Below are 25,705 nucleotides of genomic sequence, written 5' to 3' on the forward strand. Positions count from 1 at the left end.
GCGGAGCGGAACTCAGCGGAGCGAAGCTCAGCGGTGCGGAACTCAGCGGAGCCGGATGGATCCCCGTCCGGCTCCGCTCGGCGTGCGACCACTCGCCGAAGCGTCAGACCGCGTCCAGCGCCCCGGGGCCGAGGGGCGGTACCAGCCCCTCGGCCGCCGCGCGGGTCAGCAGCCCGCGCACCGCGGCGTAGCCGCTCTCGCCGAGGTCGGCGGTGAACTCGTTCACGTACAGCCCGATGTGCTGGTCGGCGACGGCCGGGTCCATCTCCTGAGCGTGCTCCAGGACATACGCCCGCGACGCCTCCGGGTCGTCCCAGGCCATCCGTACCGACGTCCGGGCGGCGTCGGCGAGCTCCCGCAGCCGCTCGGTGCCCAGTGAGCGCTTGGCGATGATCGCGCCGAGCGGGATCGGGAGTCCGGTGGTCCGCTCCCAGTGCTCGCCCATGTCAGCCAGGCAGTGCAGCCCGTAATTCTGATAGGTGAACCGGGCCTCGTGGATGACGAGCCCGGCGTCGACCTCGCCGTCCCGCACCGCGGGCATGATCGCGTGGAACGGCAGCACCTTGATCTCGCCGACCCCGCCCGGCACCTCGGCGGCGGCCCACAGCCGGAAGAGCAGATACGCGGTCGAACGCTCGCTCGGCACCGCGACCGTCTTCCCCGCCAGGTCCTTGCCGCTGAGCCGCTGCCCCTCGCCGGCCTGCCGCGTGAGCACCAGCGGACCGCAGCCGCGGCCGAGCGCGCCGCCGCAGGGCAGCAGCGCGTAGTCGTCCAGCACCCACGGCAGTACGGCGTACGACACCTTCAGTACGTCGAACTCACCGCGCTCGGCCATCCCGTTGGTGATGTCGATGTCCGCGAAGGTGACATCGAGCGCGGGTGCGCCGGGGACGCGGCCGTGGGCCCAGGCGTGGAAGACGAAGGTGTCGTTCGGGCACGGGGAGTAGGCGATCTTCAAAGGCTCAGCCGAAGGCTCAGCCAGGGGCTCGCTCAGGGGCTCAGTCACTGCCGGGTTCCTTCCGGGTCAAAGGTCCAGGTGCCGAGGAGGGGGGCGATGGTCGCGAAGGCGCCCGCGAGCGCTTCGAGCGCCTCCCAGATCCGCCAGGCCGCGCGGTCGCGTGGTCCGACGGCGTTGGAGAGCGTCCGTACTTCCAGGGTGGGCACGGACTGGGCCGCGGCGGCCTCCGCGACGCCGAAGCCCTCCATGGCCTCGGCGACGGCGCGCGGATGGCGGCGCAGCAGCTCGGCGGCCCGTTCGGCGCTCCCGGTCACGGTCGACACGGTGAGCACGGTGCCGCGCACGGCGTCCGTCGCCTCGGCGACGGCGGCGACGAGCGGGGCGGGCGGAAGGTGTTCGACGGTTCCGAAGCCCAGGTCGGTGACGGCGGCGAAGCCGTCGGGGGTCTCGGCGCCCAGGTCGGCGGCGACGATGGCGTCGGCGACGACGACGGAGCCGAGGTGCGGGGTGGCGGCGGGCGCGGTGGTGGCTGACCCTGTGCTGGCCGGCGCCGTGGCGGCTGGCTCTGCGTCGGCGGGCCGCGCCGTGGCTGTGGTGGTGGGCCCCGCGGCGACGGGCCCCGCGGCGGCGGGGCGCGCGGTGGTGAAGCCGCCGCCGATACCGGCCGATACGGCGAGGTCGTAGGGGGTGCGGGCGACCGCGGCCGCGGTCAGGGCGGCGGCGGTTCCGGCCGCCGCGGCCGCCGGGCCGACCCCGGCGGCCAGGACGTCCACGGTGAGCGGCGGCCCGGTGGGCGGCGCCGGGCTCAGCCGGTGGAGGACCCCGCCGGGAACGGGGAGTTCGGCCACCTCGGGGGCCGTGGCGCCGACGCCCCGTACGACGGCGTCCCGCTCGGCGGGTACGGCCGTGACGATCAGTACGCGCATGGGCGACTCCCCCCCTGTCACACACAACCCTGTCACGGGCGGCGGCCGGTGGCCCGGTGCGACCGGGCCCCGTCCCGCGGAGTTCCGCTCGTCAGGAGCCTCTGTCACGAGAGCCCCCTCACAGGAGCCCCCTCACCGGAGCCCCCGTCATAGGAGCTCCCCGTCACGGGAGCCCCGTCAGGAGTCGCGTTCCAGCGTGAAGCGCCAGATGCCCTTGACGCCCTGGCTGCTCTTGCCGAGCTCGGCGACCGTGATCGTGACCTTCTTCTCGAGCGTGGTCTGGCCGGTCTGCGGGTTCTGCCGGGCGAAGAGCGTATCGCTGTCGAAGCTGCGGTACGTCTCCTTGCTCGCCTCGGCCATCACCGGGTTGTTGGCGATCAGGCCCCAGCCGGACTTGGCGATCTCGGGGTCCACCCCGATCCGCACCTTGTCCCCGGCGGTCACCTTGATCGTGTGCTCGGGCTTGGCGGACAGGCAGTCCTTGAACTTCTTCGAGCCCAGGTCCTTGCCGTCGCCGTAGCAGCCGTTGCCGGCCTCGGCCGTCACGGTGTTCGAACCGACCGTCACCGTTGCCAGCGGGGTCGGCTTGTCGCAGGCGGAGAGGGCGACGAGCCCGAGGGACACGGCACAGGCGGCGGTGACGGCGCGGCGGCCCTTGCCCCTGGAAAACAGCGCAGCGGTCATGCGGGCAGGCTATCTGGCCGCACCGATCGCCTCGCGCGCGGGTACGTCTCCGCAGGTCTCCATTATTTCTTGCCCAAAACTACGGGGCCGCCTCGCGCGCGGGTACGACTCGCCGATGGCGGTCCCGTCGGGCTTGGGTGCCATCCGTAGCTCCCAGAAGTGCCACCCGTAGCTCCCAGAACTCACGGATCCCGGACCTCACGCCACCCGTGGATACGGCGCCCCCTGCCGGGACGCGCTCAGCAGTCCGCGGACGCTCAGCGCCGCGCCCAGCGCGATCACCGCCCCGGCGACCGCCATCCCCAGCACCCCGTGGAGCGGCAGCACGATGCCGATGGCGCCGCCGAGGACCCACGCCATCTGGAGCGTCGTCTCGGACCGCGAGAACGCCGAGGTGCGGACCTCCTCCGGGACGTCACGCTGGATCAGCGCGTCCAGCGACAGCTTGCCCAGCGCCTGGGAGATCCCGGCGGTGGCGGCCACGGCGGCCACCGTCACCGCGCCGTAGAAGGCCGCCGACACGATGAGCACGCCCAGGGCGGAGCTCAGCACCACCGCGATGATCAGCTCCGGGCCGCGCGCCCGCAGCCAGGCGCCGATCGCGGTGCCCAGCGCGTTGCCGCCGCCCGCGCAGACCGCGGCCAGGCCGAGCGAGACCTCGGGGCCGAGCCCGCCCAGCGGCTGGTCGCGGAGGAGGAAGGCGAGGAAGAGGGTGAGGAACCCGGACAGGGTCTTCAGCGCCGCGCACGCCTGAAGGGCGTGCAGGACCGAGGGGCCGACCGTACGGAGGCCGGGCCGCCGGGACCGGCCCCGCCAGAAGGCGATCCGGGAGAAGGCGGCCCTGGCCCCGCCGCCGAAGGCGGCGCCACCGGCCGGGGCGGTCCTGGCCCCACCGGCCGCTGCGGCGGCCCGGGCCCCGCCCACCCTGGTCTTGGGCTTGCGCACCGTCACCGGCAGATGCAGATGGTGCTGTCCCGAGGTCAGCTGCGCCCTGGCCTCGCCCTTCGAGGAGTCCACCTTGTGCGGCAGGGTGAACGACAGGAACCCGCCCAGCAGGAAGATCGCGGACGCCCCGTACAGCGGCCAGCTCGGCCCGATCTGGTGCAGCCCGGCCCCCAGCGGGGCCGCGGCGCCGGTGGCGAGCAGCCCGGCCAGGGTGACCCGGGAGTTGGCCTTGACCAGGGAGAAGTGGGGTGGGAGCAGTCGTGGCACGACGGCGGAACGGACGACTCCGTACGCCTTCGACGCCACCAGCACGCCCAGCGCCGCCGGATACAGCTCGAGCCCGCCGCCCGCCACCGCGCCCGCCATCGTCAGCGCGAGCACCACGCGGGTCAGCATCGCGCCCGCCATCGCCGCGCGGCGGCCGTGCGGAACGCGGTCGAGCAACGGGCCGATGACGGGGGCGAGCAGCGCGAACGGCGCCATGGTGATGACCAGGTAGAGCGCGACCCGGCCGCGGGCCTCGTCGGTCGGGACCGAGAAGAAGATCGTGGAGGCGAGCGCGACGGTGATCAGCATGTCGCCCGCGGAGTTCACCGCATGCAGTTCGATCAGCTTGCCGAGCCCCGACTCGCCGGCGCCGTGGGCGTGGGTGGCGCGGCGGATGCCGCGCCCGGCCGCGGTGAAGGGGAGGCGGAGCGCGAAGGGGACACGGAGCGCGTGGACGACCCAGCGGCCCGACCTCTTGGTCGAGCCGCCGCCGTACCACCGTGCTCCTGCCACCTGACCATGGTGCAGCCAACGCGGCCGAAGCGTCAGACCTTCGACGGCTTTCCGGATGGCGGCGCCGTCGGCGGCGATCGGCAACACCCCGCTGTGCAGCGGAAATGTGCTTGCGCGGGGGCGGGAGGGGAGGGTTCGTACGGCGCCGGGCCGGGTGGTCGGGATGAGACGGGGGTAGGGCCGGTGCGGCCGGACAAGGTAGCGTGCGTAACCGCGCCACCGAGGGTCGTTCCTGGCCGTGTGCCGAGTAGCCATCCCGCAGAATGGGACGTACAAGGTGCGCCCGAAGCCCGGATGGGCGCGGACGTCGACGCGGCCCCATGGTCCGCTCCGTCCGCGGTCCCGCGACGGCCGTACGGCTGGCGCACCAGGTCAGACGGCTGCGACGGCGTGGAAGAGAGAATCGATCCTGTGAGTGCGATGCGAAGCCGTACCCCCGACCGCCTGTGCGCCGAGGCGGTCGAACTCGCCCGCGAGGCGGCTGCGGAAGCCGCCCGTCCGGGGCCGGTGGGCGAGTATCTGGGCGCTGTCGCCGAAGGCGACCGCGTGGTCACGCATCTCTTCGAGAGCGCCGAGCCGGGCTACCGCGGCTGGCGCTGGGCGGTCACGGTGACCCGCGCCTCCCGCGCGAAGGCCGTCACCCTGGACGAGACGGTGCTGCTCCCCGGCCCCGACGCGCTGCTCGCGCCGGAGTGGGTGCCCTGGAGCGAGCGGCTGCGCCCCGGCGACATGGGGCCGGGCGACCTGCTCCCCACCGAGGCCGATGACCTGCGCCTGGAGCCCGGCTACTCGGGCGAGGACGCCCCGCCGCCCAACTCCGCGGTCTCGGAGGAGATGCAGCAGCTCGCGGCGGTGGAGGAGGCCGATGTGACGGCCGGCGCCCCCGCGGCGCAGACCGTCGCGCCCACGACCGGCTCGATCGCGGCCGTCGCCGAGGAACTGGGCATGCGGCGCGCCCGGGTGCTCTCCCGCTACGGCCTCCACGTCGCGGCCGACCGCTGGGACGAGGCGTACGGCCCCAAGACCCCCATGGCCCAGGCGGCCCCCGGCACCTGCGCGAGCTGCGGCTTCCTGGTGGCCCTCGGCGGCTCGCTGGGGCAGGCGTTCGGGGTCTGCGCGAACGAGTTCAGCCCGGCGGACGGCCGCGTCGTCTCCCTCTCCTACGGCTGCGGCGCCCACTCCGAGGCCGCCGTCATGCCCAAGCCCCCCCGCCCGGCCCCGCCCGTCGTCGACGAAACCATCGTCGAACCCCTCCCCCTCCACCCGGACCGCACGGGCGGCTCCGTCGAGCCGGACACGCCCCCGGAGGACCTGGGCCACAGCTGAGGGGCCCCGGGTCCCGCCCCACGACGGCGCCCGGCCAGGCTGCACGGAACGACGGCCTCGGGGCCACTGCCGCGGGACGCGCCCCTGGCCAGGCCGCACGGAAGGACGGCCTCGGGGCCACTGCTGCGGGACGCGCCCCTGGCCAGGCTGCGCGGAAGGACGGCCCCGGCTGGGTCGCTATGGAGCGGCGGCTCGGGGCCAGCCGCTAGGGAACGGCGGCCCTGGCTGGGCCGCTGCGGAAGGACGGTCCCCGGCTGGGCCGCTGCGGAAGGACGGTCCCCGGCTGGGCCGCTAGGGAACGGCGGCCCGGGGCCAGCCGCTGCGGAAGGACGGCCTTGGCTGGGCCGCTGCGGAAGGACGGCCCTGGCCCGGCTGCTGCAGAACTGCGGGCCGGGGCCGCCGCCCGGCACACGGTCGCCCCGACGGCGGCAGCGAACTCCCGTCCCGGCGGGGCCGCGCGTCCCAGCGCGTTGCGGCGCCAGCGCCCCGTCCCCTCGCGGCTGCTGCCCCGCTGCTTCCTCACGCCTGCCGCCCCGCCTGCTTCCTCGCGGCTGCTGCCCCGCCCGCCCCTCACGCCTGCCGCTACCTATATGCGGCTCCGCCGCGTGGCCCGCCGCAGGCGTCACGATCCGTCGGACATCCCCTGGGGCAAGCGGCCACCGCGGCACCCGGGGTGCCCGTCACGGCGGGGGCGTGGTGGCGGCGGTGGAGGGTGCGGCGCCCCTGCCCGCGTGCCCACGGCGGGGACCTGGCGGGACGGGGCCCCTGGGCCCCAAGGTGAGGGGGAGAATCCGGTTGTGTGGGGCCCGGGGCGTCGTTTGACGGCGGATAGCGGTACGTTCGCGGCTAGCAAGGGCGGCACGCGAGGGAACGGCGAGCGCGGTGGGGTGGATCCGCACCGCGGGGGACTCGGCGGTGTGGCGCCGTGGCGCAGGACGGACCCCGACCAGGAACTTCCGGAGGCGAGACGTGAGCAGCACGGCGATGGTGCGAGGCGCGACCGAGGACGTGGACCCGTTCGGGACCGCGCGGCTGCGGCGCGGCGTGCTGGACGCCTGGGCCGCGTCGCCCGCCCGGTTCCGGGAGGACGCCAACGCCGAGGAGGACCTGGCGCTGGGCGGCCACCGCGACCGGCTGGTCGTCGAGCTGGCCCAGAACGCGGCGGACGCCGCCGCCCGCGCCGGGGTGCCCGGGCGGCTGCGGCTGACCCTGCGGCCGGCCACCGACGGCGAGCCCGCCGTGCTGGCCGTCGCCAACACCGGGGCGCCGCTGGACGCGGCGGGCGTCGAGTCGCTGTCCACCCTGCGGGCGTCGGCCAAGCGGGACGAGCCGGAGAGCGCGGTCGGGCGGTTCGGCGTCGGCTTCGCGGCGGTGCTCGCGGTGAGCGACGAGCCCGCGGTCGTGGGCCGCACCGGCGGGGTGCGCTGGTCGCTGGCCGAGGCGCGGGAGCTGACCCAGCGCGCCACCGCCGCCAGCCCCGGCCTCGCCGAGGAGCTGCGCCGCCGCGACGGCCACGTCCCCCTGCTGCGGCTGCCGCTGCCCGCCGAGGGGAGCGCCCCGGACGGCTACGACACCGTCGTCGTGCTGCCGCTGCGCGACGGCGCCGCTTGGGACGTCGCGGAGCGGCTGCTGGCCGGGATCGACGACGCGCTGCTGCTCACCCTCCCCGGCCTGGCCGAGGTCGTGGTCGAGACCGTCGAGGGCGTCCGGACGCTGCGCCGCCGCCAGGACGGCCCGTACACCGTCGTCGAGGACAGCGGCGCCCGCGGTACGACGCGCTGGCGCACCGAGAGCGTCGGCGGGCGGCTGGAGCCGGAGCTGCTCGCGGACCGCCCGGTGGAGGAGCGGCTGCGTCCGGTGTGGTCGGTGACCTGGGCGGTTCCGGTGGACGCGGAGGGCGCGCCGACGCGGCCCGCGACCGCCCCGGTGGTCCACGCCCCGACGCCGACCGACGAGCCGCTGGGCATGCCCGCGCTGCTGATCGCGTCCTTCCCGCTGGAGCCCACCCGCCGCCACACCGCCCCCGGGCCGCTCACGGACTTCCTGCTGGACCGCGCGGCCGAGGCGTACGCGACGCTGCTGCGCGACTGGCATCCGGTCTCGGTCGGCTCGATCGACCTGGTCCCGGGCCAGCTGGGCCGGGGCGAGCTGGACGGGGAGCTGCGCCAGCGGGTGCTGGAGCGGCTGCCGAGGGTGCCGTTCCTGCCCAGCGCCGCCGCACCGGCGGTGGGCGTGGGCACGGAGGACGCGGCCGTGGCCGAGGCCGCGGCGGGCTGGCTCGGCTCGCCGGAGGCGCTCGGTCCGGACGCCGCCCAGGGCGGCCCCGCGGCGGGGGAGCCGGCCGCCGCCCCGCCCGCGCCCACCCCGGCCGACTGGGACGACGACGTGCTGGCGCGCGGCGGCGCCGAGGGCGAGCCGTACGCGCTGCGGCCCCGGGACGCCGAGATCGTCGAGGGCGCGGGCGCGGAGACGGTGGAGGTGCTGGCCGAGCTGTTCCCGACGCTGCTGCCCGCGGGTCTCGAGCGCCGCTCGGAGCTGCGGGTGCTGGGCGTGGCCCGGGTGCCGCTGGGCGAGCTCATCGACCGGCTCGCGGGCGTGGAGCGCGCCCCGGCCTGGTGGCGGCGGCTGTACGACTCGCTGGGCGGCATCGACCCGGACCGGCTCAGTGGGCTGCCGGTGCCGTTGGCGGACGGCCGGACGACGATCGGGCCGCGGCAGGTGCTGCTGCCGCTGCCGGGCGAGGCCGACGGCGACCTGGACGGCCCGCACGGGCTGGACAGCATCGGAACCGCCGAGTCCGCCTTCCCCGCCGAGTCCGCCGGACCGGTCGAGTCCGCCGTCACCGCCGCACCCGCCGGAATCGCTGAGTCCGCCGCGCCCGCGCGGACCCCCGAGCGCGCCGCCGCGGTCAGCGATACGCATCGCACCCTCGCCCGCCTCGGCCTGAAAGTTGCACATCCGGACGCCGCCCATCCGCTGCTGGAGAAGCTCGGCGCGACCCCCGCCACCCCCCGCGCCGTGCTGACGACCCCGCAGGTACGGACCGCCGTCGCGCATTCGCTGGAGGCGGAGGACGAGTACGACCCGTTCGCGGAGGAGGGCGAAGGCGGTCTGGGCGCGGCGCTGGACGCCGACACGCTGGCCGACACCGTCCTCGGCCTGGTCCAGCAGGCCCGGCTGGCGCCCGGCGACGAGCCGTGGCTGGCCGCGCTCGCGCTGCCGGACGAGGACGGGGAGCTGGCCCCGGCCGGTGAGCTGGTCCTCCCCGGCAGCGCCTTCGAGCAGGTGATGCGGGAGGGCGAACTGGCCGCGTGCGACGCCGAACTGGCCGAGCGCTGGGGTGAGCAGCCGCTCGCCGCGGTCGGTGTGCTGGCGGGCTTCACGCTGGTCAGGGCCACCGATGTGGTGCTGGACCCGGATGAACTGGAGCCGCGCGAGGGCGACTTCACCGAACCGGACGACGTCGGCGTGCTGGACGCCGTCGACGTGTGGTGCGAGGACGTGCTGGACCGGCTGCCGGAGACGCCGGTGCCGCCGGTGGCCACCGAGATCGTGGCCGTACGGGACCTGGATCTGGTCGACGACGACGCCTGGCCGCGGGCGCTGGCCATGCTCGCCCAGCCGCCGCTGCGCGACGCGCTGACCGCGCCGGTGCGGGTGCTGCTGCCGGACGGCACGACGGAGATCGTGCGCTCGTACACCGCGTGGTGGCTGCGCGGCCATCCGGTGCTGGACGGCCGCCGCCCCGCCGGGCTGCGCGCGGCCGGGGGCGATCCGCTGCTGGCCGGGCTGTACGAGGCGGTGGACGCGGCCGGGTTCGAGGACGAGCAGGTGCTGCGGGCGCTGGGCGTACGGACCTCCGTCGCCGCGCTGCTGGACGAGCCGGGCGGCGCCGCCGAGCTGCTGGCCCGCCTCGCCGACCCGGACCGCGAGGTGTCCCCCGCCCAGCTGCACGCCATCTACGGGCAGTTGGCCGACCTGGACCCCGAGCAGGTGACCCTGCCGGACGAGCTGCGCGCCATCGTGGACGGCGAGCCGACGGTGGTCGAGGCGGGCGAGGCGCTGGTCGCGGACGCCCCGGACCTGATGCCGCTGGCCGAGGCGGACGGCCGGGCGCTGCTGCCCGTACGGCCCACGCGGGCGGCGGAGCTGGCCGAGCTGTTCCAGGTGCGGCGGCTGAGCGAGGCGTACCCGGCGCGGGTGACCTCACAGGGCGATCCGCACGAGGTGCCCGAGGCGGTCCGCGAACTCCTCCCGGGCGCCCCGCTGTCGTACATCGAGCACGAGGAGCTGCTGATCGAGGGCCCGGGCGAGGGTCCGGATGAGGGCGCAGGCTCGGGCTCGGGTTCGGGTTCGGGCGAGATCGAGCTGGACTGGCGGTATGTGGACGGCACCCTGCACGCCTCGACGGTCGAGGGCGTCGCGGCCGGTCTGTCCTGGGCGGCCGGCCACTGGGCGCGCCGGTTCGAGGTGGCGGCCCTGCTGGAGGATCTGACCCGTACGGAGGAGCTGGCGCGGGCCCGCTGGTTCGACTGACGGGCGCGCGCGTACGGGGTGTGCGCGGCGCGCGGGTACGGGGTGTGCGCGTGGGCCTTGCCTCGGTGCTCCGGGGCAAGGCCCGCTCCCCGGTCAGGGCTTGCGTGCCACGCCCGCGAGAGTCAGGACTTGCGTGCCACGCCCGCGAGAGTCAGGGCTTGCGGGCCACGCCCGCGAAGATCCACAACTCCTTGGCCTCCGCCTCGGCCCTGGCCTGCTCGCCCTCGGGCTTCCAGCGGTGCGGCATCACCACGCCCGGATCGACCAGCTCCAGCCCGTCGAAGAACGGAAGGATCTCCTCCCGGGTGCGTCCCTGCACATGGATGCCGCTGCTGCGGTAGAGGTTGGTGACCGCGTCCGAGACGCCGGGGCGGGGGTCGATCGCGCCGTGCGAGAGCACGAGATAGCTGCCCGAGGCCAGCGGCTCGACCAGTTGGCGCACGATCTCGTACGGCTTCTGCTCGTCCGCGATGAAGTGCATGATCGCATTGAGCGACAGGGCGACCGGCTGGGACAGATCGAGGGTGTCGTTCAGCTCCTCGGCGGCCAGGATCGCCTCCGGATCGCTGACGTCCGCGTGGATGTAGGCGGTGCGGCCCTCGGGCGTGGAGAGCAACAGGGCCTGCGCGTAGGCCAGCACTATCGGGTCGTTGTCCGCGTAGACGACCCGGGAGTCCGGGGCGGTCTTCTGGGCGACCTGGTGGAGGTTGGGCTCGGTGGGGATGCCGGTCCCGATGTCCAGGAACTGCCGTATGCCCGCCTCGCCCGCGAGCCAGCGGGTGGCGCGGTGCATGAATGACCGGTTGGCACGCGTCCACGGCTTGACGTCGGGCCAGACGGCCTCGACCTGTTCGGCGGCGTGGGTGTCGACCGCGTAGTGGGTCTTGCCGCCCAGGAAGTAGTCGTACATGCGGGCCGAGTGCGGCTTGCTGGTGTCGATCTCATCGGCACGAAAGCGGTTACCGGTCATATCCCTCACATTACTGGTGAGTTGACGATCACAAGACGGTAGTTCCCGAACAAAGTGCCCGTCGTGAGGCTTCCGCAACATTGTGAACGGCCCGTGAAGATCGTACAGTTGACCCATCCGGCTCCGCCCGCGCGTCCCCGCGGCGGGGCCGTCATCTTTCTGTGCGCACCACAGACGGGTGAGCGGGTGCGTCATGAGGAGGGGAGCGCGCCCGCGCACCAGGCCAGGGCGCCGGGCCGCCGCCGGGAACGGCGGGCAGTCCGGCGCCGCGCCGTCGCGGGTGCCCCTTGTGCGCGCTCGGGGTGGGCGCGGCAGCGGTGCGGTGAGTCGGCGGCTCTGTGTGTCGGCCGGCTGCGCGTCGGCCGTTCTGTGTGTCGGCTGGCTGCGAGTCAGCCGTTCTGCGCGTCGGCCGTCCGTGCGTCAGTCGTTCTGCGCGTCGGCCGGCTGCGTGTCGCCGTTCCGCGAGCCGCGGCGGATCGCCGTCTCCCGGGCCCGTACGTACCAGATGCCGAGCAGCCCGAGGCCGCCGCCGGCCAGGCAGGTCCACAGCCACCACAGATGTCCGTGGTCACGGAACCAGCCATAGAACGGCAGCTGGGCGAGGAAGAGGACGAACCACAGGATCGTGCCGCCGGTGATCGTGGCCACGACATTGCCCTCAAGGGGCTCCGGCGCCTCGTGCTTGGGGGTCCACTTCGTCATGGCCACAGCTTAAGGGGGCCGGTCACGGGCCCGGCCGGGGCCGTGACCGGGGCGGCGCCGAGGGTCGTGCCGGGACGGCGCCGGGGGCCGTGCCGGGGTGGCGCCGGGGCGGCGCCGAGCGCCGTGCCGAGACCTCGTCGGGACCTCACCGAGACCTCACCGGGACCGGTTTGGCGATCCGGTGTTGATAGTTTCATACTGAATACTTCTGGGTCTGAGTGGAATGTCTCGTTCGATCATCCAAAGGGCCCCGCCGTTGCCGTTCACGCACCCTGAGGTCCTTCATGTCCCCCTCGGCCACCGCGCCGGTCGACGCCGGCGAGCAGGCTCCGATTCCCCCCGCCAAGGGCATCGACAAGTTCTTCAAGATCAGCGAGCGTGGTTCCTCGATCTCCCGGGAGATCCGGGGCGGACTGGCCACGTTCTTTGCGATGGCCTACATCGTCGTACTGAACCCGATCATCCTCGGGGCCGGTACGGACAAGTTCGGGCATCAGCTCAATAACGGCCAGCTGGTCACCGCCACCGCCCTGATCGCGGGTCTGACCACGCTGCTCATGGGGATCATCGGCAACGTGCCCATCGCGCTGGCCGCGGGCCTCGGCATCAACGCCGTGGTCTCGCTCCAGCTCGCGCCCAAGATGAGCTGGCCGGACGCGATGGGCATGGTGGTGCTCGCGGGTCTGGTGCTGATGATCCTCGTCGCCTCGGGACTGCGGCAGCGGGTGATGGACGCGATCCCGTCCGGGCTGCGGCGGGCGATCGCGATCGGTATCGGTCTCTTCATCGCCCTGATCGGTCTGGTCGACTCCGGCTTCGTCAGCCGTAACCCCGACTCCGCGCACACCACCGTCCCCCTCGGCCTGGGGGTGGCCGGGCGGCTCCAGGGCTGGCCGGTGCTGGTCTTCGTGGTCGGTCTCGCGCTCACCTTCATCCTGATCGTCCGCAAGACGCGCGGCGCGATCCTGATCGGCATCGTGACGATGACCGTGGTCGCGATCGTGATCAACTCCCTGGCCCAGATCCCGGACGCCCAGTGGGGGCTGACCATCCCCACGGTGCCGGACAAGGTGGTCGACACCCCGGACTTCGGCCTCGTCGGCGATGTCAGCCTCTTCGGCGGCTTCCATGAGGTCGGCCTGCTCACCGGCTGTCTCTTCGTCTTCACCGTGCTGCTGTCCGGCTTCTTCGACGCGATGGGCACGATCATCGGCGTCGGCGAGGAGGCCGGGCTGACCGATGAGCGCGGCCAGCTGCCGGGCATGGGCCGGATCCTGATGATGGACGGCGTCGCGGTCGCGGGCGGCGGCTTCGGCTCGGCCTCGGCCAACACCTGCTTCGTGGAGTCCACGGCGGGCGTCGGGGAAGGGGCGCGCACCGGACTCGCGAACGTGGTGACCGGCGCGCTCTTCCTGCTCGCGCTGGTCTTCACCCCGCTGGCCAAGGTGGTGCCCTCGCAGGCCGCGACCCCCGCGCTGGTGGTCGTCGGCTTCCTGATCATGGCGGCGAACGTCAAGGAGATCGACTGGAGCGATTCCACGATCGCGATCCCGGCCTTCCTGACCATGATCTCGATGCCGTTCACCTACAGCATCACCAACGGGATCGGGCTGGGCGTCCTCGCGTTCCTGCTGCTGCGCATCGCCACCCGGCGGACCCGGGAGATCCCCTGGCTGCTGGCCGCGGTGGGGCTGTGCTTCCTGGTGTACTTCCTGCTCAACCCGATCGAACAGGCACTCGGCGTCTCCTGAGCCGAGCCCGGCACTGCCTGAGCGGAGCCCGGCACTACCTGGGTCGAGCCCGGCACTGCCTGGGTCGAGCCTGAGCCGGGTCGTCGTCCCGCCCTGGTGCACGCCGTCCCGCCTGGCGCGCGAGCGTTCCGCCCTGAGCGCCCCGGACCCCCGTGGTCCTGGGCGCTCATGCGTGCCGCCGTACGTTACTACCCGGAGTCGTTTCACTCGTTCGGGTGAAATAGAAATAGGGAAGTCACCAGGGTTTCATTAGGCGAGGTAATGAGTTATGCTAAAGACCATGCCGGATCTGTCCCGCCCCCAGCACCAGGCGGAGGCGCCCCCCGATGACGCGGCCGCGGTCAGCGCACTGCGGTCCGGAGTGATGCGCCTGTCGCGGCGGCTCAAGCACCAGCGGGTGGACGAATCGCTCAGCCCGACCGAGATGGCGGTCCTGGGCACGCTGGCCCAGTGCGGCTCCGCCACCCCCGGCGAGCTGGCCCGCAAGGAGCACGTCCAGCCACCGTCGATGACCCGCATCGTGGCGCTGCTGGAGGCCAAGGGACTGGTCAGGCTCGAGCCGCATCCTGAGGACCGGCGGCAGAAGGTCGTCTCGCCGACCGAGCGGGCAGAGGCCATGCTCGAAGAGAGCCGACGCAAGCGCAACGCCTGGCTGGCCGAGCTGGTCGGGGAGCTGACCGAGGACGAGTGGGACGTGCTGCGCGCCGCCGCGCCCGTACTGGAGAAGCTCGCGCATATGTAAGAACGACCCGAGGCAGCCAGGAGGCGAACGCACTTGAGTACGGGACCCGGAGCAGACTCCGCACCCGCACCGAAGAACCCCGCACACCCCGGAGACCCCGGAAGCCTGGGCACCCCCGGCACCCCCGGCACCCCCGGAAACTCCGTATCCGACCCCGCACCCGCCGTCACCGCGGGACGCACCCGGGGCGGGACCTTCCGTTCGCTGAGGATCCGCAACTACCGCCTGTTCGCGACCGGTGCCATGATCTCCAACACCGGCACCTGGATGTCGCGGATCGCCCAGGACTGGCTGGTCCTGAGCATCACCGGCTCCTCCACCGCGGTCGGCATCACCACCGCGCTGCAGTTCCTGCCCATGCTGCTCTTCGGCCTCTACGGCGGGGTCATCGCGGACCGATGTCCCCGGCGCCGACTGCTGCTCTTCACCCAGACCGCGCTGGGGCTGTGCGGGCTCGCCCTCGCCGCCCTCACCCTCAGCGGCCATGTGCAGGTCTGGCACGTCTATCTGATCGCGTTCCTGCTCGGCATGGTCACCGTCGTCGACAACCCGACCCGCCAGGTCTTCGTCAACGAGATGGTCGGCCCCAAGGACCTGCGGAACGCGGTCAGCCTCAACTCCGCGAACTTCCAGTCCGCCCGGCTGATCGGCCCGGCGGTCGCCGGTGTGCTGATCACCGCCGTGGGCAGCGGCTGGGCCTTCCTCATCAACGGACTCTCCTTCGGCGCCCCGATCATCGGGCTGCTGCTGATGCGTACCAGCGAGCTGCACAAGGTCGAGCGGGCGCCGCGCGGCAAGGGGCAGCTGCGGGAGGGGCTGCGCTATGTGGCCGGGAACCCCGATCTGATCTGGCCGATCGTGCTCGTCGGCTTCATCGGCACCTTCGGCTTCAACTTCCCGATCTGGCTGAGCGCCTTCGCCGACGATGTCTTCCACGCCGGACCGGGTACGTACGGCCTGCTCAACACCCTGATCGCGATCGGCTCGGTGACGGGCGCGCTGCTCGCCGCCCGGCGCGTGGTGGCCCGGCGGCGGCTGCTGGTCGGGGCGGCGCTGATGTTCGGCGTGCTGGAGATGGTCGCGGCGGCCACCCCGTACTTCTGGCTCTTCGCGGCGCTCATGGTGCCGATCGGGATCTTCAGCCTGACGTTCAACGTGACCGCGAACTCCAGCGTCCAGCTCGCGACGGATCCCGCGATGCGGGGCCGGGTGATGAGCCTGTTCATGATGGTCTTCGTCGGCGGTACGCCGATCGGCGGCCCGCTGGTGGGCTGGCTGACCGACACCTGCGGCGCGCGCATCGGCTTCGCCGCGGGCGGCCTGGTCTCGGCGGCCGCCGCGGCCGGGGTGGGGCTGATCCTGGTCCGGGCCGGCGGCCTGCGGCTGAAGCTGGACCTGCGCCGGGGCCACCCGCGTGTGATCTTCGTGCCGCGCACGCCCGAGCCGGAGGACAAGCCGCTGGCCGCCACGGCCTGAACTGCCCCTTTGGCTTTGCCGGGGCTCCGCCTCTTTGACTTCGCCCGGGACCCCGCTCCTCGCACGCCGGAGGGGCTGAGTTCCCCACCTCCGGTGCGGGAGACTGGGCGGATGAGACTCTTCGCCGCCGTGTTGCCGCCGGAGGCGGCCGTCGCCGAGCTGGCTGCGCGGGTCAAGGCGCTCCGGGCGCTGCCGGGGGCGGACGGGCTGCGCTGGACCGAGCGGCAGGGCTGGCACTTCACGCTCGCCTTCTTCGGCGAGGTGGCCGAGGACGTACTGCCCGAGCTGCACACCCGGCTGGCCCGCGCCGCCCATCGGCACCACCCCCATGAGCTGCGGCTCGCGGGCGGCGGCCGGTTCGACGATCGGGTGGTGTGGGTGGGCGTCGACGGCGACAGCGAGGCCCTGCGGCGGCTGGCCGACTCCGCCGAGGCGGGGGGCCGACGGGCCGGGGTCCCGATGGACCGGCACCGCCCGTACCACCCGCATCTGACCATCGCCCGCGCCCGCTCCCCGCGGCACGGCTCCCCGCGCCACGGCTCCGCCACCAGCCTCGCGCCGTACGTGGACGGGCTCACGGACTTCGCGGGCCGGGAGTGGACCGTGGGCGAGCTCAGCCTGGTGCGCAGCCATCCACCGGCCCCGGGCGTCCCCGGGCAGCAGCCGCGCTACGAGGTGGTGGCGGCCTGGCCGCTGGGGCACTGAGCGGTCCGGCTAATCTCGAGGTGTGGACCCCAAGACCAGAAACATGATCATGAGCGGCGCGCTGGTGCTGATTCTCGTCGTCGTCGCCGCGGCTGCCGCACTCGGAGGTTGAGAACGAGGGGGCGTGGACCGCCGCGCGGCCCACGCCCCCCTTGCATCACCATGCGGCTCTGCCGCGTGGTGGGGCTCCGCCCCAGACCCCGGGCTACAGGGGCGGAGCCCCGCTGCGTGGTCCGCCGGACACCCCGACGCCCCGGCACCCCGTAGGAGCCTCTCCGCTACCAGGCGAACGCCTCCGGCGACGGACCCGGGCCGGGGAAGATCTCGTCCAGCTCCGTCAGCAGCTCCTCGCCCAGCGTCAGCTCCGACGCCCGCACCGCCGACGCCAGCTGCTCGGCCGTGCGCGGACCCACGATCGGGCCGGTGACGCCGGGCCGGGTGAGCAGCCAGGCCAGGGCCGCCTCGCCGGGCTCGATGCCGTGCTTGGCCAGCAGGTCCTCGTACCGCTGGATCTGATCGCGCACCGCCGTGTTCTTCAGCGCGTCGGCGCTGCGCCCGGACGTGCTGCGCGAGCCGCCGCCCTCGCGCTCCTTGCGGAGCGCGCCGCCGAGCAGTCCGCCGTGCAGCGGCGACCAGGGGATGATGCCCACGCCGTAGCCCTGCGCGGCCGGGATGACCTCCATCTCGGCGCGGCGCTCGGCCAGGTTGTACAGGCACTGCTCGCTGACCAGCCCGTACGAACCGCGGCGGGCGGCGGCCTCATTGGCCTGGGCGATGTGCCAGCCCGCGTGGTTGGAGGAGCCCGCGTAGACGATCTTGCCCTGCTGTACGAGGACGTCGATGGCCTGCCAGATCTCGTCCCACGGGGTGGAGCGGTCCACGTGGTGGAACTGGTAGAGGTCGATGTAGTCCGTGCCGAGCCGCTTGAGGCTGGCGTCCACGGCCCGGCGGATGTTCACGGCCGAGAGCTTGTCGCTGTTGGGCCAGGGCTCACCCTCGGCGGCCATGTTTCCGTACACCTTGGTCGCGAGGACCGTCTTCTCGCGTCGCCCGCCGCCCTTGGCGAACCAGCTCCCGATGATTTCCTCGGTGCGGCCCTTGTTCTCGCCCCAGCCGTAGACATTGGCGGTGTCGAAGAAGTTGATGCCCGCGTCGAGCGCGGCATCCATGATCGAGTGGCTGTCGGCCTCCTCCGTCTGCGGACCGAAGTTCATGGTGCCGAGGACGATACGGCTGACCTTGAGACCTGTGCGTCCGAGCTGCGTGTACTCCATGGGAATCAGCCAAGCCGTTGGAGTGCGCTCTAATCAAGGGGGGCGGGCCGGGTGCTCCGTCGTCGGCGGCGGCAGGGGCCCGGGCGGAAATACCCCGTGGAAAAACCGAGAAAACCCGAAAGCCCGCTTTTTGGCCCCCCGTGCGGTCAAAAAGCGGGCGTCTTGGGGTTTCGCGGCTTCGGCCGGACGTCGATCGAACTCCGGCTCGAACTCCGGCCGAACTTCGGTCGAACGTGATCGCCGGATATGGCCGCTGAATATGGTCGCCGAATGCGACCGGTCTTTTCGGATTACCGGGCGGCGCGGGACTTCATAAAGCCGAGAAGGCCGAGGGCCAGGGCCATCAGTGCGCCGATCAGGACCATGTAGAGCCCCGGTCCTGCGGTCATGTCGTACAGCTTCGAGGCCTGCTCCACCGCCTTCTCCGCGACCTGCTGCGACACCCCCTCCTCGTCCTTCAGCTTCTGGATGAGGAGCCGATCGGGGTCGGCCATGTTGATGGCCGCGACAATGGCCATGGCCAGCCCAAGAACGCCGCCGACCAGGTAGAGCGCCGCCTTCTTGGTGGCCATGGCGGCGATGAACAGGACCGCCGCGACCAGGGCGATGATCAGCGTGATGATGCCGTCGCCGTCGATGCCCTTGATGCCCCCGGTGGCGCCCTCGGAGTCGGAGATCACCCAGTTCACCATGGAGCCGACCAGCGCGATGACCGAGCCGACGATCGCGAAGATCGCGATCTTCTTGGACGGCGCGGCCGGTGCCGCACCGTGGTTCGGGGCACCGGCGGAATGCGTGGGCGGTGCGGTTTGCGCATAAGAGGACTGGCTGTATTCGCTCATGAGCTCAGACCGTAAGCGGGGCCTTTCTGTATTGCAATGCCGCCGCCCGCTATGCCGTCAATGACCGATAAATTTCTCGCCGAAATAATCCCCGGATGAGATCAAATAATCTCGGGGTTATTTGGGCGTGGTCGCCCGCACAAATAATTGACAGACGTTATCTGCCCGTGATCGCGGAAGTCATGCGTGATCACGGAAGTCGGGCTTGATCACGGAAGCCGGGCTTGATCACGGGAGTCGGGCCTGATCGCCGAGAGTCAGACGTGGGCGGAAGACGGAAGCCCTGCCCAGGCGGAGGCCATACGTGGCCGGAGGGGACCCCTCGGCGTGGTTCCGGCGCCGGACGCCCCCGGCGGGATGGCAGGCTTGGGCCCATGCGTCCGCTTCCGTTCGTACTCGGTGCCGCCGCGCTGCTGGCCGTGTCCGCAGCCGCCCCGGCCGCCGCCGACGACTCGTCGTCGCCGTCCCCCTTCACGATCCAGGATCCACGGATCACCGAGTCCAGCGGCCTCGCCGCGAGCCGTCTGCACCCCGGCGTCTACTGGACGCACAACGACAGCTCGGACGGCCCGTACGTCTACGCCGTGGACGGCAGGACCGGGAAGACGGTCGCGCGGATCACCCTGCGCGGCATAGGGGATCCCCGCGATGTGGAGGCGATCTCGATAGGGCCGGACGGCAATGTCTACGTCGGCGACATCGGCGACAACCTGGGCGGTCAGTGGGACCATGTGTGGATCTACCGCTTCCCGGAGCCGAAGCGGCTGAAGGACGCCACCGTCACCGCGACCCAGTTCACCGTCAAGTACCAGGGCGGGCCGCGCAACGCCGAGGCGCTGATGGTCCATCCCAAGACGGGCCGCGTCTACATCGCCAGCAAGAGCGACGAGGACGGCGGGCTGTACGCCGGACCGACCACGCTGAGCCCCTCCGGGGTGAATGTCTTCCAGCGGGTCTCCGACATCGACATGGAGGTCACGGACGGGGCGTTCTCCCCGGACGGCACCCGGCTGGTGCTCCGTGGCTACTTCTCAGCCGCCGAGTACCACTGGCGGAACGGAAAGCCGACGCGGCTGGAGAAGGAGCCGGGGCTGCCGCTGCAGCGGCAGGGTGAGTCGGTCACCTTCACCCCCGACGGCGGCACCCTCATGTACGGCACCGAGGGCGCGGGCTCCAAGGTGACGCCGGTGGACCTCGGCGGGGAGCTGCTGCCGGACGCCACCGCGAAGGAGCAGAAGAAGAACGGGGAGTACTCCGACCGCGTCGACGGCAAGCTCACCGACGACGACAAGAACGGCAACCTGGTCAAGGCCGGGCTCACCTTCGTCGGCGCGCTGGTGGTCTTCTTCGGCCTGCGCAAGCTCTTCCGCCGGGGCTGATCCCTGGGCCGGTCGTCAACGTACGCGAAGGGGCCCGCGGCCGGTGGTCGGCCGCGGGCCCCTTGCGCTCAGAAGCTCAGAGCGAGCCCTCAGAGGTGCTCGATGACGTAGTCCACGCACGCCGTCAGGGCCTCGACGTCCGCCGGGTCGACGGCCGGGAACATCGCGACCCGCAGCTGGTTACGGCCCAGCTTGCGGTACGGCTCGGTGTCCACGATGCCGTTGGCCCGCAGCGCCTTGGCGACCGCGGCGGCGTCGATCTCCTCGTTGAAGTCGATCGTGCCGACGACCTGCGACCGCTTGGCCGGGTCGGCCACGAACGGGGTGGCGAACTTGGACTCCTCGGCCCAGCCGTACAGCGTGCGCGAGGAGGTCGCGGTGCGCCGCACCGCCCAGTCCAGACCGCCCTGGCCGTTGATCCACTTCAGCTGGTCGTCCAGCAGGAAGAGCGTCGCCAGCGCCGGGGTGTTGTACGTCTGGTTCTTCAGCGAGTTGTCGATCGCGGTCGGCAGCGAGAAGAACTCGGGGACATGTCGGCCGGAGGCGTGGATCCGGGCGGCGCGCTCCAGCGCGGCGGGCGAGAAGACGCCGATCCACAGGCCGCCGTCCGCCGCGAAGGACTTCTGCGGCGCGAAGTAGTAGACGTCCGTCTCGGCGATGTCGATCGGCAGACCGCCCGCCCCGGAGGTGGCGTCCACCAGCACCAGCGCGCCCTCGTCGGCACCGGCCACCCGCTGGATGGGCATGGCGACACCGGTGGAGGTCTCGTTGTGGGTGAAGGCGTAGACGTCCGTGCCGCTCTCGGCGCGCGGCTCCGGGTGGGTGCCGGGGTCGGAAGTGATCACCGTGGGCTCCTCGAGCCACGGCGCCAGCTTCGCCGCCTTGGCGAACTTCGAGGAGAACTCGCCGAAGGACAGGTGCTGGGACTTGGAGTCGATCAGCCCGTGGGTCGCGATGTCCCAGAAGGCGGTGGAGCCGCCGTTGCCCAGGATGACCTCGTACCCCTCCGGGAGTTGGAAGAGCTCGCGCACCCCTTCGCGCACGGAGCCGACCAGGCTCTTGACCGGGGCCTGGCGGTGGGAGGTGCCCAGCAGGGAGCTTCCGGTCGCGGCCAGGGCGCTCAGCGCCTCGGTGCGCACCTTGGAGGGGCCCGAGCCGAAGCGTCCGTCGGCGGGCTTGATGTCATCGGGAATCCGGATCTCAGCCACGAGCCGAAGCCTAATCCGTCGGCCGCCGCGGTCCGACGGTGCGTCCAGCGGCTGAGACGGTATGTCCACATCCTGTTGACGCGCGAGGATGTGCCGGTATAGGGGTCGATCGCGGAACATGGTGGCCTTAAGGCGGCCATGCGAGCTGTTCCGCCCATACATGGCGGCCTTAAGGCGGCCATGCGAGCTGTTCGGCCCATGCATGGCGGCCATGAGGCGGCCATGAATCGGAATGGGACATTCTCAACGGCCGCCTCGCCGTGGACCATGGAAGGCATGGCTGATCACCAGGCAGACGAGCTGGAGCAGGCCCTGCGGCGGGCCGTCCGCGGGGACGTCTCCTTCGACACGGCGAGCCGGGCCCTGATGACCATGGACGCGTCGAACTACCGGCGGGTCCCCGCCGGGGTGGTCGCGCCCCGCGACGCCGACGACGTGGCGGCGGTGCTGGCCGTGTGCCGGGAGCGCGGGGTGCCGGTGGTCGCGCGCGGCGGCGGGACCTCGATCGCGGGCCAGGCCACCGGGCTCGGCGTCGTCCTCGACTTCACCCGCCATATGCGCGGCATCCTCTCGCTCGACCCCGAGCGGCGCACCGCCGTCGTCCAGCCGGGCGTGATCTGCGACGACCTCCGTACGGCGGCCGGCGCCCATGGGCTGACGTTCGGCCCCGACCCGTCCACCCACAGCCGCTGCACCCTCGGCGGCATGATCGGCAACAACTCCTGCGGCTCCCACTCCGTGGCCTGGGGCACCACCGCCGACAACGTCCACGAGCTGGACGTCCTCACCTACGGCGGGGAGCGGGTGCGCGCCGCCCAGGGCCTCCACGACCTGCCCGCCCGGCTCCGCGACGGCATACGGTCCCTGGCCGGTCAGCATCTGGCCCTGCTGCGCACCGGCTTCCCCGAGCTGCCCCGCCGGATCTCCGGCTACGCCCTGGACGAGCTGCTGCCCGAGAAGAACGCCGACCTCGCCCGCGCCCTCACCGGCAGCGAGGGCACGCTCGGCGTGGTGACCGAGGCGACCGTAAGGCTGGTGCAGGCGCCCGCCGCCCGTGCCCTCGCCGTGCTCGGCTACCCCGACGAGAGCGCGGCGGCCGAGGCCGCGCACACCCTGCTGCCGTACGGTCCGCTGACCGTCGAGGGCATGGCCGCCGACCTGGTCGCCGGGGCGACCGGGCTGCCCAAGGGCGGCGCCTGGCTGTTCGTGGAGGTCGGCGGCGCCACCCGCGAGGAGGCACTTTCCCGCGCCCAGGAGGTGGCCCGCGCCGCCGCCGAGGCCACCACCGACCACACCGTGGTCGCCGACCCGGCCGGGCAGCGCGCCCTGTGGCGGGTGCGCGAGGACGCCTCCGGTACCGCCACCCGGACGCCTGACGGCAGCGAGGCGTGGCCCGGCTGGGAGGACTGCGCGGTGCCGCCGCCCCGGCTCGGCGCGTATCTGCGCGACTTCCGCGCCCTGATGGCCCAGCACGGGCTGCGCGGCACGCCGTACGGGCACTTCGGGGACGGCTGCATCCACGTCCGCATCGACTTCGACCTGCTGACCGAGCCCGGCATCCGGGTCTTCCGCGCCTTCTCCGCCGACCTCGCCGATCTCGTCGTCGCCCACGGCGGCTCGCTCTCCGGCGAACACGGCGACGGCCTGGCCCGCGCCGAGCTGCTGCCGCGCATGTACGGGGCGGAGATGGTCGGCCTCTTCTCCCGCTTCAAGGACCTGTGGGACCCGGAGGGCGGCCTCAACCCCGGCGTCCTGGCCCGCCCCCAGCGCCTGGACCAGAACCTGCGCTTCGATCCGCTGCCCAGGCGCCCGGTGGACGTCGAGTTCGGCTATCCGCACGACAAGGGCGACTTCTCGGCGGCGGTCCGGCGCTGTGTGGGCGTCGCCAAGTGCCGTAACGAGTCGGTGTCCGGCGCCGGGGTGATGTGTCCGTCGTACCGCGTGACCGGCGAGGAGAAGCACTCCACGCGCGGCCGCGCCCGGCTGCTGCACGAGATGCTCGCGGGCGAGGTGGTCCAGGACGGCTGGCGCTCGGAGGAGGTACGGGACGCGCTCGACCTGTGTCTGTCCTGCAAGGGCTGCCGCAGCGACTGCCCGGTGGAGGTCGACATGGCCACCTACAAGGCGGAGTTCCTGCACCACCACTACGAGGGCCGGCCGCGCCCGGCCGCCCACTACTCGATGGGGTGGCTCCCGGTGTGGTTGCGGGCGGCGTCCCTCCTGCGGGCGGCCCCGGCGGTCAACGCGCTGGCCGGGGTGAGCCCACTCGCCACCCTGGCCAAACGCCTGGGCGGCATCGCCCCCGAACGCGACATCCCGGAACTGGCCCACGAGCCCTTCACACGGTGGTGGCGGAACCGGGTCCGCGAGGCGGCACGCGAGGCGATGGCCGGGGCCGCGTCGGGATCGGGGCGGCCCGAGCACGGACGGACCGTCGTCCTGTGGCCCGACACCTTCACCAACCACCTCTCCCCGTCCGTCGGCCGGTCGGCGGTCGCCGTGCTGGAGGCGGCCGGGCTGCGGGTGGTCGTCCCGCCGAAACCCGTGTGCTGCGGGCTGACCTGGGTCTCCACCGGCCAGCTCGACCGCGCCCGTACGGTCATGCGGCGCACCCTGGACGTCATGGCCCCGGCCCTGGACGCCGGGCTCCCGGTGGTCGGCCTCGAACCCAGCTGCACCGCCGCCCTCCGCACCGACCTCCCCGAACTCCTCACCTCCGACCCGCGCGCCGCACGCCTCGCCGAGTCCGTCTCGACCTTCGCCCAGGCGCTGGAGCGGTACGCCCCCGACTGGCAGCCCCCGAGGATCGACCGCCCCGTCGTCGGCCAGACCCACTGCCACCAGCACGCCGTCCTCGGCGACGCCGCCGAACGCCGCCTCCGCGAACGCGCCGGCCTTACGGGCGCCTTGAGCGGCGGCTGCTGCGGCCTGGCAGGCAACTTCGGCTTCGAGAACGGCCACTACGAGGTCTCGGCGGCCTGCGCCGAGGAGCAACTGCTGCCCTCCGTAAGGGCCGCGGAACCCGGCACGGAGGTCCTGGCGGACGGCTACTCCTGCCGCACCCAACTCACCCAGCTGGCGGGCCAGAAGGGCCGCCACCTGGCAGAGGTCCTGGCGGAACGGCTGCCATAAGGCGAGCCGTTCGCCGCTGCCGGGGCTGGTCGGCCGAGCCGCACACCTCATCGAGCCGACCAGCTCCCCTGCCGACGTGTTCTGACGGGTCGTCTCAACCGGCTGAATCATGCAAGCGTGCTTGATTGTTTCTCGTCGCGCTGCCACTCTCGCTCGGCGAGGGCACTCGACGGGCACTCGACAGGGGCATTCGACGAGAGCCCTGGACGAGAGCACTCGGCGAGGGCAAGAGAAGGCCGACACACGACAGACCCGACGACGGGAGCGACGCGTGTCCGAGACGGAGGCTCTGCTCGGCGATCTGCGAGCGGAGGGGGACGAGTTGGACGGCCTGGTGGCCGGGCTCGGGGGTGCGGAGTGGCGGATGGCGACGCCCGCGCCCGGGTGGACCGTCGCCCACCAGATCGCCCATCTCGCGTGGACCGACGAGCGGGCCGTACAAGCCGCCGAGGACGCCCAGGGGTTCGCGGACGAGGTGCGCCGGGCGTGGGCCGCGCCGGACGCGTTCGTGGACGAGGGCGCCGAGCGCGGCGCGGCCGAGCCGCCCGAGGTGCTGCTGGGGCGCTGGCGCGAGGGGCGGGAGCGGTTGCTCCGTACGCTGGCCGCGCAGCCGCCGCGCGCCCGGCTGCCGTGGTACGGGCCGCCCATGAGCGTGATGTCGATGGCGACCGCCCGGCTGATGGAGACCTGGGCGCACGGCCAGGACGTCGCCGACGCCCTGGGCGCGCACCGAGTCCCCACCGCCCGGCTGCGCCACGTGGCCCGGATCGGGTTCCGGGCGCGGGGTTACGCGTACGCGGCGCGGGGCATGGAGCCGCCGGCCGATGAGTTCCGGGTCGAACTCACCGCCCCGGCCGGTGAGCTGTGGACGTACGGGCCGGAGGACGCCGCCCAGCGGGTCACCGGGCCCGCGCTGGACTTCTGTCTGCTGGTGACCCAGCGGGCCCACCGCGACGATCTGGCCCTACGCGCCGAAGGGCCGGACGCGGACCGCTGGCTGGACATCGCCCAGGCGTTCGCGGGCCCGCCCGGCAGGGGCCGGGCGCCGGGGCAGCGGGCGGAGCACATGGTGGGTGGTGGTACCGAGCGCAGGGCGGGGGGTGATGCCCCGGGTGACGTCCGCGCAGGCGGTGGTGGCTCAGGCGGCCCCTCCGGAGGCCGTGGTGCCCGAGGCGACGCCTTGGCGGGCGATGGCGCCCCGAGCGATGGGCCCGCAGGCGGTGGCGCCCCGAGCGATGGGCCCGCGAGCCCCGCCCCGCAGGGCGACGTCCCCGGACACCGCCCCGGAGGCGCCTGGTGACCCCTCCGCCCCGCCCCCTCCGCATCGGCAACGCCTCCGGCTTTTACGGCGACCGCTTCGACGCGTTGC

General features: G+C 73.0%; 17 protein-coding genes and 1 pseudogene. 9 read left to right on the plus strand and 9 right to left on the minus strand.

Features of this window, described 5'->3' with window-relative positions:
* Positions 1–103: 103 nt before the first annotated feature.
* From IEJ02_RS32745 to IEJ02_RS32760, 4 genes are all read right to left on the minus strand, one after another.
* Positions 104–1,006 (minus strand): 1,4-dihydroxy-6-naphtoate synthase, encoded by a 903-nt coding sequence (locus tag IEJ02_RS32745; protein ID WP_317985982.1) that lies wholly within the window; start codon positions 1,004–1,006, stop codon positions 104–106.
* The gene (mqnB, locus tag IEJ02_RS32750) at positions 1,003–1,884 is read right to left on the minus strand and encodes a futalosine hydrolase (RefSeq protein WP_191068143.1); all 882 of its coding nucleotides are present in this window, start codon (positions 1,882–1,884) and stop codon (positions 1,003–1,005) included. The genes IEJ02_RS32745 and mqnB overlap by 4 nt, the downstream gene beginning before the upstream one ends.
* Positions 1,885–2,061: 177 nt before the next feature.
* Positions 2,062–2,568 carry a hypothetical protein gene (locus tag IEJ02_RS32755; protein ID WP_191068144.1) on the minus strand — a complete coding sequence of 169 codons (507 nt, stop codon included), beginning with the start codon at positions 2,566–2,568 and terminating at the stop codon, positions 2,062–2,064.
* 198 nt (positions 2,569–2,766) lie between these two features.
* Positions 2,767–4,293: an MFS transporter gene (locus IEJ02_RS32760; protein ID WP_191068145.1), complete on the minus strand. Its 1,527-nt coding sequence runs from the start codon at positions 4,291–4,293 to the stop codon at positions 2,767–2,769.
* 420 nt (positions 4,294–4,713) lie between these two features.
* Here IEJ02_RS32760 and IEJ02_RS32765 point away from each other — a divergent pair, with 420 nt between their 5' ends.
* Together IEJ02_RS32765 and IEJ02_RS32770 are read left to right on the plus strand one after the other, a co-directional pair.
* On the plus strand, positions 4,714–5,619 hold the full coding sequence (locus IEJ02_RS32765) for a DUF3027 domain-containing protein (RefSeq protein WP_191068194.1): 906 nt from the start codon (positions 4,714–4,716) through the stop codon (positions 5,617–5,619).
* 984 nt (positions 5,620–6,603) lie between these two features.
* The gene (locus IEJ02_RS32770; protein ID WP_223864877.1) at positions 6,604–10,155 is read left to right on the plus strand and encodes a sacsin N-terminal ATP-binding-like domain-containing protein; all 3,552 of its coding nucleotides are present in this window, start codon (positions 6,604–6,606) and stop codon (positions 10,153–10,155) included.
* A 151-nt stretch (positions 10,156–10,306) separates the two neighbouring features.
* Here the strand turns inward: IEJ02_RS32770 and IEJ02_RS32775 are convergent, their stop codons facing one another.
* Complete coding sequence (locus IEJ02_RS32775) at positions 10,307–11,125, minus strand: SAM-dependent methyltransferase (protein WP_191068147.1); 819 nt, start codon at positions 11,123–11,125, stop codon at positions 10,307–10,309.
* A gap of 420 nt (positions 11,126–11,545) precedes the next feature.
* Complete coding sequence (locus IEJ02_RS32780; protein WP_191068148.1) at positions 11,546–11,827, minus strand: DUF2530 domain-containing protein; 282 nt, start codon at positions 11,825–11,827, stop codon at positions 11,546–11,548.
* Between the two features lie 284 nt (positions 11,828–12,111).
* On the opposite strand from IEJ02_RS32780, the gene IEJ02_RS32785 reads away from it, so the two are divergent.
* The 4 genes from IEJ02_RS32785 (at position 12,112) to thpR (ending at position 16,501) form a co-directional block, all read left to right on the plus strand.
* Entirely contained in the window at positions 12,112–13,578 is a 1,467-nt protein-coding gene (locus IEJ02_RS32785; RefSeq protein ID WP_191068149.1) for an NCS2 family permease, read from the plus strand.
* A 280-nt stretch (positions 13,579–13,858) separates the two neighbouring features.
* Positions 13,859–14,320: a MarR family winged helix-turn-helix transcriptional regulator gene (locus tag IEJ02_RS32790; protein WP_044573694.1), complete on the plus strand. Its 462-nt coding sequence runs from the start codon at positions 13,859–13,861 to the stop codon at positions 14,318–14,320.
* Between the two features lie 33 nt (positions 14,321–14,353).
* Entirely contained in the window at positions 14,354–15,796 is a 1,443-nt protein-coding gene (locus tag IEJ02_RS32795) for an MFS transporter (RefSeq protein ID WP_191068150.1), read from the plus strand.
* Between the two features lie 111 nt (positions 15,797–15,907).
* Complete coding sequence (gene thpR, locus IEJ02_RS32800; protein ID WP_191068151.1) at positions 15,908–16,501, plus strand: RNA 2',3'-cyclic phosphodiesterase; 594 nt, start codon at positions 15,908–15,910, stop codon at positions 16,499–16,501.
* 278 nt (positions 16,502–16,779) lie between these two features.
* Here the strand turns inward: thpR and IEJ02_RS32805 are convergent, their stop codons facing one another.
* A complete protein-coding gene (locus IEJ02_RS32805; protein ID WP_191068152.1) occupies positions 16,780–17,775 on the minus strand; it encodes an aldo/keto reductase in 996 nt (331 codons plus the stop codon).
* A 290-nt stretch (positions 17,776–18,065) separates the two neighbouring features.
* Positions 18,066–18,617 carry a hypothetical protein gene (locus tag IEJ02_RS32810; protein ID WP_191068153.1) on the minus strand — a complete coding sequence of 184 codons (552 nt, stop codon included), beginning with the start codon at positions 18,615–18,617 and terminating at the stop codon, positions 18,066–18,068.
* Between the two features lie 374 nt (positions 18,618–18,991).
* Between IEJ02_RS32810 and IEJ02_RS32815 the strand changes: the two genes are divergently transcribed.
* Complete coding sequence (locus IEJ02_RS32815; RefSeq protein WP_191068154.1) at positions 18,992–19,996, plus strand: hypothetical protein; 1,005 nt, start codon at positions 18,992–18,994, stop codon at positions 19,994–19,996.
* An 89-nt stretch (positions 19,997–20,085) separates the two neighbouring features.
* Here IEJ02_RS32815 and serC read toward each other — a convergent pair whose 3' ends face one another.
* Positions 20,086–21,204 carry a phosphoserine transaminase gene (gene serC, locus IEJ02_RS32820; RefSeq protein ID WP_191068155.1) on the minus strand — a complete coding sequence of 373 codons (1,119 nt, stop codon included), beginning with the start codon at positions 21,202–21,204 and terminating at the stop codon, positions 20,086–20,088.
* A gap of 276 nt (positions 21,205–21,480) precedes the next feature.
* Here serC and IEJ02_RS32825 point away from each other — a divergent pair, with 276 nt between their 5' ends.
* Both IEJ02_RS32825 and IEJ02_RS32830 read left to right on the plus strand, forming a co-directional pair.
* Positions 21,481–24,336 carry an FAD-binding and (Fe-S)-binding domain-containing protein gene (locus IEJ02_RS32825; RefSeq protein WP_191068156.1) on the plus strand — a complete coding sequence of 952 codons (2,856 nt, stop codon included), beginning with the start codon at positions 21,481–21,483 and terminating at the stop codon, positions 24,334–24,336.
* A 271-nt stretch (positions 24,337–24,607) separates the two neighbouring features.
* Positions 24,608–25,468, plus strand: a pseudogene (locus tag IEJ02_RS32830) (TIGR03084 family metal-binding protein); the annotation flags it as partial.
* Positions 25,469–25,705 lie beyond the last annotated feature (237 nt).

Source organism: Streptomyces sp. 5-10, assembly GCF_014712245.1.
In the GTDB taxonomy this organism is placed as follows: Bacteria; Actinomycetota; Actinomycetes; order Streptomycetales; family Streptomycetaceae; genus Streptomyces; species Streptomyces violaceusniger.